11 protein-coding genes and 1 pseudogene are annotated in these 11,728 nt (G+C 68.2%); all 12 read right to left on the bottom strand.

Translation table 11 applies throughout. The features are described 5' to 3' along the window. Window positions 1-81 precede the first annotated feature (81 nt). Window positions 82-633 carry a DNA-binding protein gene (locus tag QZM67_RS06995; RefSeq protein ID WP_235995737.1) on the bottom strand — a complete coding sequence of 184 codons (552 nt, stop codon included), beginning with the start codon at window positions 631-633 and terminating at the stop codon, window positions 82-84. Between the two features lie 44 nt (window positions 634-677). After that, window positions 678-1,925, bottom strand: a complete 1,248-nt coding sequence (locus tag QZM67_RS06990) for an MFS transporter (protein WP_301801485.1) — start codon at window positions 1,923-1,925, stop codon at window positions 678-680. 298 nt (window positions 1,926-2,223) lie between these two features. Further along, window positions 2,224-2,553, bottom strand: a complete 330-nt coding sequence (locus tag QZM67_RS06985; protein ID WP_175020860.1) for an H-NS family nucleoid-associated regulatory protein — start codon at window positions 2,551-2,553, stop codon at window positions 2,224-2,226. A 327-nt stretch (window positions 2,554-2,880) separates the two neighbouring features. Then, on the bottom strand, window positions 2,881-4,230 hold the full coding sequence (locus QZM67_RS06980) for a reverse transcriptase family protein (protein WP_301801484.1): 1,350 nt from the start codon (window positions 4,228-4,230) through the stop codon (window positions 2,881-2,883). Between the two features lie 267 nt (window positions 4,231-4,497). Further along, window positions 4,498-5,070, bottom strand: a complete 573-nt coding sequence (locus QZM67_RS06975) for an Osa protein (protein ID WP_301801483.1) — start codon at window positions 5,068-5,070, stop codon at window positions 4,498-4,500. A gap of 245 nt (window positions 5,071-5,315) precedes the next feature. After that, window positions 5,316-6,299, bottom strand: coding sequence for a succinylglutamate desuccinylase/aspartoacylase family protein (locus QZM67_RS06970; RefSeq protein WP_301801482.1), 984 nt, complete (start codon window positions 6,297-6,299; stop codon window positions 5,316-5,318). A gap of 75 nt (window positions 6,300-6,374) precedes the next feature. Then, a complete protein-coding gene (locus tag QZM67_RS06965; protein ID WP_175020864.1) occupies window positions 6,375-7,709 on the bottom strand; it encodes an MFS transporter in 1,335 nt (444 codons plus the stop codon). A 180-nt stretch (window positions 7,710-7,889) separates the two neighbouring features. After that, a complete protein-coding gene (locus tag QZM67_RS06960) occupies window positions 7,890-8,798 on the bottom strand; it encodes a LysR family transcriptional regulator (protein WP_089454534.1) in 909 nt (302 codons plus the stop codon). A 124-nt stretch (window positions 8,799-8,922) separates the two neighbouring features. Next, entirely contained in the window at window positions 8,923-9,876 is a 954-nt protein-coding gene (locus tag QZM67_RS06955) for an SDR family oxidoreductase (protein ID WP_301801481.1), read from the bottom strand. Window positions 9,877-9,979: 103 nt separating this feature from the next. Next, window positions 9,980-10,477 (bottom strand): hypothetical protein, encoded by a 498-nt coding sequence (locus tag QZM67_RS06950; protein WP_301801480.1) that lies wholly within the window; start codon window positions 10,475-10,477, stop codon window positions 9,980-9,982. Window positions 10,478-10,552: 75 nt separating this feature from the next. After that, on the bottom strand, window positions 10,553-11,047 hold the full coding sequence (locus QZM67_RS06945) for a hypothetical protein (RefSeq protein ID WP_301801479.1): 495 nt from the start codon (window positions 11,045-11,047) through the stop codon (window positions 10,553-10,555). Continuing rightward, window positions 11,025-11,579 (bottom strand): annotated as a pseudogene (locus tag QZM67_RS06940) (type VI secretion system tip protein VgrG); the annotation flags it as partial. The pseudogene QZM67_RS06940 and the gene QZM67_RS06945, both read right to left, overlap by 23 nt. Window positions 11,580-11,728: the final 149 nt, after the last annotated feature.

Genomic DNA, 11,728 nt, shown 5'->3' with positions numbered 1-11,728 from the left:
GCCGCCGGCGGCTTGCTCGCGCCGGCGGCACGGTTGCTTCAAAAGCGGAGATGGTGCGTGCGGGGGCGCCGACCGCTTGAACTATCGCTGCACCTGCTCCGCCGAAAAAGCGTCTTCCACGAAGCGGATCACGTCATCGAGCGACGACGTGCACGCGGCCCCCGCCGCGAGTTCGCGAAACGCGCCGTCCGGCCCGAAGCAGACGAGCGGCTTGCGCCAGCGCTGCGCGAGCGCAATCTCCTCGGCCGTGCCGTGCCCGCCCGGCAGCGCGACGATCAGGTCGCTGCTCAGCACGTTCACGTAGTTGCGGTTGATCGTGTGCGGATCCGCATCCGGCTCGCGGCGCGGCAGCGGCGTGAGGATCGGGATGTCGACGAACGGATGCGGATAACCGTCGAGCGGCACGAAGCCCGCGAGCGGATCGGCCTGCGTCGGCAGGATGCCGATCGATCGGCCGGCCCGCCCGGGCACGTCGGCGAACGCGCGCGCGACCGCCAGCATCACGCCCTGCCCGCCCCCCGTCAGCAGGTTGAAGCCGGCCTGCGCGATCCATTCGCCGAGCGGCGCCGAAAACGCGAGCCACGGCGCCTTGCCCGAGCCCATCACGCCGATCGTCCTGTTCTTCTGTTGCATCGTGGTTGCCGGTGAAATCGTTGGGTTGTGCGCGAGCGCCGCGCTCATTCGAGCTCGACGCCCTTGAGCTCGGGAATCAGGAACAGCGTCGCGACCATGTCGAGCACGTAGAGGCCGGCGAGCAGCGCGATGGCCGTCTGGAACGAGTAGTGCGCGGCCAGCGCGCCGACCGCGACCGGGCCGAAGCCGCCGACCGCTCGACCGATATTCCACAGCACGTTCTGCGCGGTTGCGCGCGCGGCCGTCGGATAGCCTTCCGACATCAGCGTCCCGTAGCCGCCGACCATCCCGTTGACGAACATGCCCATCAGCGCACCGGCCCACAGCATCGCGGTCGGGTCCGACAGCTGCGCGTACGCGATGACCGTCACGACCGAGCCGAGCTGGTACAGCAGGAACGTCGGCTTGCGCCCGATGCGGTCGGCCAGCTGCCCGAACACCCAGACGCCGATCATCATCCCGACGACGGTTGCCGCCGTCCACAACCCCGACTTCGTCAGCGAGAAGCCCATCTGTTTCGACAGGAAGGTCGGCAACCAGATCATGATCCCGTAGTAGCCGAAGTTCTGGACCGAACACAGGATCACGATGCCGAGGCTCGTGCGCGCGGTGCGCCCGTCCGCGACGAGCAGGCGGAAGGCATTGGCCTTCGGCTGCGTCGCGCGCTGCACGAACGCCTCCGGCTCGTGCAGCTTGTTGCGCATCGCCCAGGCGAGCAGCGCGGGCAGCACGCCGACCAGGAACATCCCGCGCCAGCCGATGTGCAGCAGCAGAAACGGCGTCAGCAAGGCGGCCAGCAGCACGCCGGCCTGCCAGCCGAGCGCGACGTAGCACGACACGCGGGCGCGTTTGCTGGCCGGCCACGCTTCCGCCGCGAGCGCCATGCCGATCCCGAACTCGCCGCCCAGCCCGATGCCCGCGATGGTGCGGTAGACGAGCAGATCCCAGAAGCCGCGCGCGAACGCGCACAGCCCGGTGAAGATCGCGAACAGCAGGATCGTCCAGGTCAGCACGCGCACGCGCCCGTAACGGTCGCTCAGTGCACCGAACAGGATGCCGCCTGCGACGGCGCCGATCAGCGTCCAGGTGACCAGCGCGCCGCCCTGCCCGGGTGTCAGTTGCAGCGCGGCCGTGATCGCGGGCAGCATGAAGCCGAGGATCAGCAGGTCGAAGCCGTCCATCGCATAGCCGATCGCCGATCCGGCCAGCGCTTTCCACGCGTACGCGCCGACCTGCTCCACGCGCGGGGCCGACGGGCCGCCGAGCGTCGAAGATTTCATGTTTGCTGCCATGGTGTCCTGCCACGATTGTCCGGCGACATTCTAAGGCCTGTGCCCGCGAGCAAAGCCCCGGCGCGCGTGTCGGCCGCGACGGTTCGCGCATGCGGCGGCGCCCGCTTGCGGGACGGCAGGCGGGAATCTGCGGGCAATGAACGGGAGGGAAAAACGGCGATCCGGTGTCGGCGGCGAAACCGGCGATGTCGCGGTCAGGCCGGACACCGGATGAAAAGCAGCATGCTGGCGGGGTGTTGCCGGCCGGCCCGCTGGCGCGAACCGGACGGCGCCTGGTGGCCTGGCGGCCTGGCCGGCTTCAGCTCTGGTCGTCTCCGGGCCACCAGGTCTTGGCCTCACGGTCGACGGCGAGCGTATCGAGATCCTTGCCTTCGAGCCATTTCGGCCGAGGGCCGCGGCCCGACCATGAACGGCCGGACGTCGGGTCGTAGTACTTGGCAGGTGCCTTGCGTTTTCGCTGGACGATATAGCCGAGCGCGCTCAGCACTTCCTGCTGCGAGATTCCCAAAAGCTCGACCTGTTCCTTGAATGCCGCGAGCGCGGCCTGCTTCTCCTTCTGCTTCGCGTCCGACAACTTGATGTTCAGGTCCCGAAGTTGTGCTTCGAGTTCCTGCAGGGCCTGGGTCATGTATTCATCCTCTTTGGGCATGTTTTTGCAAAAAACTCCGATGGCGGAACCTACCATGAAGTTCCGCCAATAGGGGCTGTCAAATGTGTGAATCGTTTGCCTGAGCCGGCACGGCTTACGCGATACGCACTAAACGACGTCGCGCGTCAATCAATGACAGACAGAGCCGGGCCGGCAACGCGCAGCGCGCCAGCGACGAAGGCACGGCGAACGGCTGCGGCAAGTCGGCGCCGCACCATGGCACTGGCGCGGCATGGCGCGAATGATAGCAGTGCGCGGCACCGCACTACATAAGTCGTCGACCGGCGTCGATGCGAATCCGGCCGTTTACCGGCCGACGTCGCGCGCTTCCCACGCGATCCGGTCGAACAGCGCGCGCAGCTTCGCGCCGCGCACCGCGTTCAGCGCGGCCGCATGGGCGACACGCCCGGCGAGATGCGCGCGGAAGTCCGGATGTGCATCGCGATTCTGCAATGCCGGCCCGCTCCGGATGCAGTTGGTCAGGATGGCCTTCAGGAGATCGAACTCATCGCGCGCCAGGTTCGGATGACGATTGACGACCACGCCGGCCAGGTGCTGCCGGCTGCCGCGCCGCATCACGCGCGTCTTGCGCAGTTGCAGCGCAAAGCCTTCCTCGAGTGCGATCGCGGCGACCCGCAGTTGCAGCCGCTCGACGTCGCGCGCCAGCGTGCCGCCACCGGAAAAGGCGAGATCGTCCGCGTAGCGCGTGTAGGTTGCGCCGAGCGAACGCGCGAGCGCGGCGAGCCGCATGTCGAACCGGAACGCGCACAGGTTCGCCAGCGCCGGCGAGGTCGGCGCCCCCTGCGGCAGATGCCGTTCGCGATAGCGCTGGCGGCCGATCCAGTCGAACCGGTCGCGCAGGTCCGGCGCGAGCAGCCGCGCGGACGGTACGCGGTTGGTGCACAACCCCGTGAGCGTGCGCGCGACTTCGGCCGGATACCCGAGCGTGACGAACAGCGCGTGAACGCGTGCGGCGCGTACCGATACGAAGAAATCCGCAAGATCGAAACGGACGACGACATCGCGATCCGCATGCGGCGCCGCGAACGAGACGATCCCGTGCCCCTTGCGAAACCCGTGCACCGCGCCGTGCGGCGCGATGCGATCGAGCAGCCCGTGCAGGATGCGGCGCTGCGCTTCGCGCAGCCGGCCCTTCGGAATCTCGACCAGGCGGCACCCGCCGCTGCGCTTGTCGTGCGCCACGTATGTGTAGTGATGCAACGGCGTGGCGCTGCTGCGCGCGTCGACGCGCCAGTGGTCGGACAGCCAGTCGAGTTCCGGCGCGCTCACGCCGAGCCAGCCGGCAAGATCGCCGGGCGTCGCCCATTGCGGCACGTCGCAGCCCGCAAGCGGCGCCGGCAACGGTTGCTGGACCAGCGGCCGCCGCACGACACGGATCGGCGCGGGCCGATCGCTGCCATACCACGCGAGCACGAAAGCCGGCGCATCGGCGAGATCCGCCGCGAGCGTATCGATGTCGACGTCGGCCCAGCGCGCGCCGAAGCGTGCGAGCGCGGCATTCGCGACTTCGTGCGTCCACGGCGGCGCGCCGCCGAGCACGGCCGCCATCCGGGAAAGGACGCCGGCACGTTCGGGCGCGCCGGCCAGCATCGCTTCGGCAATCGTGCGGACGGAATCGAACAGGGAGCCGTGCATGGGAATCGATGGGCGGGACGATGAGTCAACGTGTCAGGTGCTGCGAGGAGTGACGTTGCGCAACGCGCAACGGTGCTCCTTGCGACGCATCGGGATGTCGATCTGATCCACGGGGTAGCCCCGTAGTCCTGGAACATCGGCTGCCTGTTCCGGGCGTGTGCTTGACCCACCGGCCCGCGATGCGACTTTAATGGCCGCGAGCGCGGCGTGTCAAACCAGATGGCGATCCGGTGCCGCCGCGGGGCGCGCCGGATCGCGACGCGCACCCTACGCGTGCCGGGAAAACAGTTCGCGGTACGCGATCGGCGCGACGCCGACGCCGGCCATGTTGTTCAGCATCGTCGCCCAGGTCGCGTTGTCGACGCTGACCGGAAACGACCGCGCGCGGTTGGCGAGCAGCCAGAAGGTGCGCGTCATGCCGTTGCTCATCGCGACTTCGTACCCGCCTCCCTCGAGCCAGTAGCCGACCGGCGGCAGTTCCACCGGTTCGAGTCGGCCGGCCCGGAACGCGGCGGTGGCCGACGCGTACTTGCTGTCGAGCGGCATGACGCGGCGCGGCACGCAGTCCTGCGAGTTCAGTTGCGGAAATCTCGGGCTCGTGCCGAGCCACAGGCCGTAGAACGTTTGAGCGTCGAGATGCACGACGAAGCGCTCCGTTTCGGCGGGCGTCGCCGCCATGTAGCAGTCGGCCTGGCCCGGAACGGCAACACGCCACATCGCGCGCTTCGCGCTCAGGTCGACCAGTTCGCTCGGCTGCGGGCGCGGCTGGACGGGAGACGGTCGTCCCGCTTCGCGCAGGTCGCGCGCGCGGTCGAGTCCGATACGAAGACGTGTCAGCATGGGCCCTCTCTTTCTCTCGTGATTTGTTCGAATGAGTCAGGGGGCGCGACACCGCTGCGTGGCGGGTGGCGGCCGGCCAGCACCGGGCGGGCGGCATGGCCGCGCCGTCTCGACACGCGTGCCCGGCGTCCTGACGCTCCCGATCTGTTCGGGAACCCGCGCAGTGTAGCGCCTTTCCGTGCCAGGACGACGAACGCGCCGCTGCAGCGCCGCATCCGGACTGCCGCGCGGCCCGACCGGCACCATCAGCGATCCAGCAATCGCCCCAGCCGCATCATCGTGACGTTCACGCCGAGATGCCGCATCGACGGTTGCACGATCACGCAGTTGTCAAACGGCGTGACGATCACGTCGTCGCCGTCGCGCGCGATCTCGGTGCCGGCCTGCTCGATCACCTCGAGCCCCGTGAACGGTTGCGAGAACCGGAAGTCCATCGAACGCGCGACGACCGGCTCCGTGATCTCGACGAACTTCTGCCGCACCGGCGCGGCTTGTGTGAGGAAGAGCGCGACGTCGTCGCGCGCAACGACACCCGCATCCAGCAGGAAGCGCGCCGCGCTGTCGAGCGCGACATCGCGTGCGCTCGCGGCGAAGTGCTGGCCCGTCTCGATCAGCAGCGCATTCTTCGCGCTCGCCGGATCGCCGAAGCCGCCGTAGTCGCGCAGCCGCGTGCCGTTCGCATGGCCGCGATCGATGATCACGTGCTCCGGCGTGCCGATCGCGGCCGCCAGCGCGATCGCCTTTTCAAGCGGGCCGGTCATCATCAGCGGCGCGGACGCTTCGTGCATCGAATGAATGTCGAGCAGCAGGTCGACCGTATCGAGCAGCGGACGCATCGCGCGCGCACGCACAAGCTCGCGGCTGCCGCGCGTGCCGTCGAGCGCGGCAGGCGTCCACACGCGATTCATGTCCTCGTCGAGGTAGCGCGTCGCATCGGCGTTCTCCGCACTGAAATGCTCGTATGCGCCAACGTTGCCGAAGCCGAGCGACAGGCGGCCCGCCACCGGACGCAGGCCCGCGGCCAGCAACGCGTCCACCGCGATCGCGCCGCTGACTTCGTTGCCGTGCGTCAGCGCGAGGATCATCACGTGCTTGCCGGGCCGGCCGCTGTCGAACGTATGCAGATAGTCGATGCCCGTATTGCCCGCGCGCCAGCGCGAGATGTCGGGGAAGGCCACTTCGATCGGATAGGCCGGCAATGCGGCGCGGATGGCTTCAAGCGTGGTCATGTCGGAAAGGCTCAACAGGGTTCGGGAAACGCGCAGCCGGCTGGTGCCGGCTGCGCCGGGATCGGGGCCGGCGCGTCACGCCTCGGTCGCGCGCGTCGACGGCGTCGCGGCGGCGGCCGCAGCGGCGCCGCGCATCCGGCGGCCGAGCGAGATCACCGACGTGATCCCGAGCACGGCCGTCGCCATCACGTAGAAACTCGGCGCCAGCTTGTTGTGCGTCGCGTCGATCAGCCAGGTCACGATCAGCGGCGCGAAGCCGCCGAACAGCGTCACCGAGAAGTTGTACGACAGCGCGAGGCCCGTGCCGCGCGTGCTCGTCGGGAAGATGTCCGCAAGCAGCGCCGGCAGCGGCGCGAGGCTCACCGCGATCAGCAGGCCGACCAGCGCCTGCACCGCGAGCAGCGTCTCGACCGTCGGATAGCGATTCAGCATCACGAACAACGGCCACGTCGTCACGCCGACCAGGATCAGCGCGACCAGCATCACGCGGATGCGGCCGAAACGATCCGACAGGTGGCCGACGACCGGCGCGGCGATCATCAGCATCGCGCCCGTGACGACCGCGCCGAGATACGACGACGTGGCCGGGATATGCAGCTGCTTGACCGCATACGTCGGCATGTACAGCTTGTGCACGTAGTTGAACGCCGTGGCCGTCGCGACGACACCCGCGCCGAGCAGCAGGTTCGCACGGTCGCGGACGAACACGTCGCGCAGCGGCGACTTCGCGCGCCCTTGCTCGCCGAGCCGGCGGAAATCGGCCGGTTCGTCGATGTTGCGGCGAATGTAGAGCCCGACCGGGCCGATCAGCAGCCCGACCGAGAACGCGACGCGCCAGCCCCACGCATGCAGCTGGTCGGTCGTCAGCAGCAGGCTCAGCAGGGCGGACACGCCGGCCGCGAGCACCGTCGCGAGCCCCTGCGTCGACATCTGCCAGCTCGCGAAGAAGCCGCGCCGCTTCGCATCGGCCTGCTCGACCATGAACGCGGTGGCCGCGCCGAATTCGCCGCCCGTCGAAAAGCCCTGCAGCATCCGCGCGACGATGATCAGCAGCGGCGACGCGATGCCGATCTGCGCATACGTCGGCGCGAACGCGATCATCGCGGTGCCGAGCATCATCAGCCCGATCGATATCGTCAGCGACGCCTTGCGGCCTGCGCGGTCCGCATAGCTGCCGAGCACGATCGAGCCGAGCGGACGCGTGACGAACGAAATGCCGAACGTGCCCACCGACAGCAGCAGCGAGGTTGCCGCGTCGTGCGTGGGAAAGAACAGCTGGCCGATGACGATCGCGAAATAGCCGTAGATCAGCAGATCGTAGAACTCCAGCGCGTTGCCGATGCTCGCGGCGCAGATCTCGCGCCACGGATTGTGTGGGGCCGGCGCCGCGGCGTGCGTGTTGTGGGTCATCCCTGTGCTCCTCCGGTAATGCTGGCCGTCAGGATTTTGAAAGACGGCGCGCGGCGTTGCCGGCGGCCGTTCGGGCCAGTCAAGCGCGGAGTGTAGGCAACGCGGGGCCAGCGTTCGTGCCGTTTCGGCACGCAATCGTGCCGATCGGCGCGCCGGCGCCGGCGCCGTTGCGCACGGCGGCTATGCCGCGCCGTCGTCGCGTGACGGCGCGGTGCGCCAGATCGCGTCCAGTACCGGGTGCGGGTCGTTCCGGCGCCGGTACAGCGCGATGTCGAAGCCGATCTGCCAGTCGGCGCCGCCGACGATCGCAAGCTCGCCGCGCCGGACATCATCGGCGACGAGCCGCTGCGGCAGCCACGCGAGGCCGAGCCCGCGACGCGCCATCGCGAGGATCGCTTCGTACGAGTCGGCCTGGTACACGGGCCGCAGCGTCGGGCGGTTCGGCATTTCGGCGAGATGCCGCGCGAGCACCGCACGCAGCGTCAGCGTGCGCGCGAACGCGAGCCACGGCACCGGTGCCTGCCCGGCCGGCAGCCGGTAGCGCACGCTGCCGCGCGCATCGAACGCGCTGACCGGCACCAGCACCTCGCGCGCGACGGACAGCCAGTCGAAGCGGTCGCGATCGATCAGCAGCCGCGTATGCGGGCTCGAATAGACGATCAGCATGTCGGCTTCGCCGGCCGTGAGCTGCAGGATCGCTTCCTCCGCGCTGCCGGTCGCCACGGTCGCCGTGAAGAAGCCTGCGCGCGCAACCGTCTCGTCGTACCAGTCGGGGAAGAAGGTGGCCGAGAGCGTGCGGCCGGTCGCGATCCGGAGGTTGTTCTCCAGCACCGGCGCCGCTTCCTGAAGCTGCGTGCGGGCGCCGTGCAGGATGTCGAGCGCGTTCGACGCAGCATCGAGGAAAACGGTGCCGGCCGCCGTCAGTTCGAGCGGCTTCGTGCGCGCGATCAGGCGCGTGCCGACCCATTCCTCGAGCGACCGGATGCGGCGGCCGAACGCCGGATGCGTGACGAAGCGGTTCTCCGCTGCGCGTGTGAAGCTGCGCGTGCGCGCGAGTTCGACGAAGTCTTCGAGCCATTTCAGTTGCATGGCTGGGCTCCTGGGTGGGCGATGAGGTGCTGGCCGGTGCTCGCTCGCGAACTGCCTGCGTGGCGCGGCCGCCGCCACGGGCAGATGCGGCTCGTGCGGCGCGGGCCGCGAGTGGCGCCCGATCCTACAGCACCTGCGGCGCATCGCGCAGCACGGCGCGCAGCGCAATATCGAAAGGCGTCGCGTGATCGATCCCGGCTGCGCGCACGCGCGATGCGTCCAGATGGCAATCGTACGGGCGCGGCGTCGCGTCGGTCGGCTGGTCGATCCGCTTGAGCGCGGCGCCGATGCCGAGCGCGGCCGCGATCCGCTGCGCAATGTCGTACTTCGTCATCGGCTCCTCGCCCGACCAGTGACGGATGCCCGTGATCGATGCGCCCGCGAGATGCCGCAGCGTGAGATCGCGGATGACGTCCGCGACGTCCGGCGTATAGGTCGGGTAACGGATCGCCCAGGCGTCCATGCCGACCGCGTCGGCACCCGGGCGCGCGGAGGCAACGATCGCCGGCACGAGGCTCGTGACGGCCGACTCGCTCCAGTCGACGATCGGGCCGTAGAGCAGCGGCAGGCGCAGCACGCACGACAGCGGCGACGCGGCGAGCAGTGCCGCCTCGCCCTCCAGCTTCGTGCGGCCGTAGATGTTCAACGGATTCGGGGCGGCGTCCTCACGGTACGGGGCAGCCTTGCCGTCGAACACGTAGTCGGTGGAGATGCCGAGTGTCCACGCACCCTGGCGCGCGGCGAGCGCGCCGATGCGGGCCTGGGCGGTGACGTTGATCGCGCGTGCGCCGGCAGGGTCGCGTTCGCAGACGTCCGGGCGACGTTCGGCCGCGCAGATGATCACCGCGGCCGGCTGGCGGGTGGCGAAGAGCTGTTCGAGGGCCGGCTCGTCGAGGACGTCGAGTTCGGCGATGTTTTCCGGGGGCAGCGCCAGGCGTTTTGCACCTGCGCTTTGCGGGGTTCGAATGGTCGCGACGAGGTTCAACGACGATTCGCGGGACAGGGACGCGGCAACCGCGCGGCCGAGCAGGCCGGCGGCGCCGATGAGGAGGACAGTCGAGTGCGGCACGGTAGCCATCTATGAAAGGGGAACGGGAATCCCCCAATCTATACAAGAACAGGCAGCCGATGTCGACTCCCCTGCCACGTCGGCAGCCACGCGAGCACGCCCATTGCGCGGTTCAGTGTCCGGCCGCCGCACACGGTTCCCCCTGCTGCCCCGGCGTCGCGATGCGGATACCGCCGCCCGCTTGCTCGATCACGCAAAACGACGAGCTGTACACCGGTCCCTCATTCCCCGCCGGGACGATCGAGATGCTGTAGAACTTGTCGAGGTCCAGCGTCCTCGGCGGGGTACGCACGATTGCACCGACCATGGCCTGACCATAGACGAGACATTCGCCTCGCTGCAGATACACCGGCGGCGCACGCTCCGGTATCTCCAGCGCCCAGTACATCACGACGGGACTGACGGGCCCCGTTTGCCGGCTCACATCGATCCAGCTGATCCGGATCGGCTCCGAGCCGGTATCGTCGCTCATGGGCAGGCAAGCAGCCGGTTTTCCATCGACCTGCCTGACGTCCAGGCGGATCGGGCCATGCGACATGGCGTCCGCACGGGAGACGAACAGGCAGCAGGACAGGCAAGCGATTGCACAGCTTCGCAACATGTTCCTCATGCTCCGACTCCATTCATCGCAACCTCGACACCACACGAATCAATCAGTCATGCCAACCTGTCCGGCATGCGCCGGTCAGTGATGGGCCGTACAGGGATTCCGGTCGTTCCGCGGCACCGCGATCTGCACACCGCCACCGGGCCGCTCGAGCGTACAGAACGCCGCACTGTAGACCGGGCCGGCGTCCCCGTCCGGAATGATCGAGATGGTGTAGGTCCGGTTGAGTTCCAGCGGCTTGGGCGGCGTGCGGACGATGGCGCCGTTCACGCTCTGCCCATACACGAGGCACTCGCCACGCTTCAGGTAGACAGGCGTGGCCTCCGCCGGCATCTCGAACCACCAGTAAGTCACATCGGGGCTCGCCGGGCCGGTTGGCCTGGCGACACCGACCGTGCGGATCCGGATGACGGGCTCGGCCCGTTCGTCGTTCACGGGCAGGCACGCGGCAGGGTTCCCGTCGACCTGCCTGATTTCCAGTTCGACGGGCGCCTCCGACGTTGCCATCGCACGCGACAGGCACAACACGCATGCGAGCATACCCAACACGCTACCGCGGAAGATTGTCTGCATTCGCGGGATCCTCCAGCAACGGCGCAAGGACACGATCGAGCTCGTCCGGCGTGCCGACGTAGCCACGATGGAAGACGGCGAAAGGCGCCTTCAGCACCTGCACCGCGTAGTAATCCGCGACCAGGTTGCCCTGCTGCTCCATGTTGTAATCGTGAAATACCGCACCGGGCGCAATGGTGTACTTGTATGCGCGCTGTCCGCGAATCGTGACGGTCAGCGCATGCCATCGCACCGCATACCCACGCTGGTACTGCCAGACATGGGTCATCTCGTGCATGAAAAAGCTTCTTTTCCAGATGTGCGGGCCGTTCATTGCCGAGAAGTCGTCGACGTACAGGTCATCAAGGAAATACATCTTCCCGTTCGGCGTGACGGCGGTGTGCTTGCTTTGCAGGTTGAACCAGAAGTAGCTCCCTTTGTGCACCCGCACCTTGTCGTAGTCGATGCCGTCCTTGAAGACCGTCCAGGCCATTTCAATTTCGCCCGCGGTCAACACCCGCTCCTGGGCTTCAACCTTCACCGTCTTCTCCGATTCTCTCTATTGAAACTGGCTCGTCTGCCACCCTTGAAAACGAAACGCAATGCGCAAGCACGGCGCGAACCGCGCCGCTGCGCACGCGCCATCATGTCCGGAACCTGTTCGTTTGGCAACGCAGTGCCCGCGCCGCCAGCCCCGCCAAT

This window comes from Burkholderia sp. AU45251 (genome assembly GCF_030482905.1).
Lineage (GTDB): Bacteria > Pseudomonadota > Gammaproteobacteria > Burkholderiales > Burkholderiaceae > Burkholderia > Burkholderia aenigmatica.
This window is presented reverse-complemented; position numbering and strand designations above follow the sequence as displayed.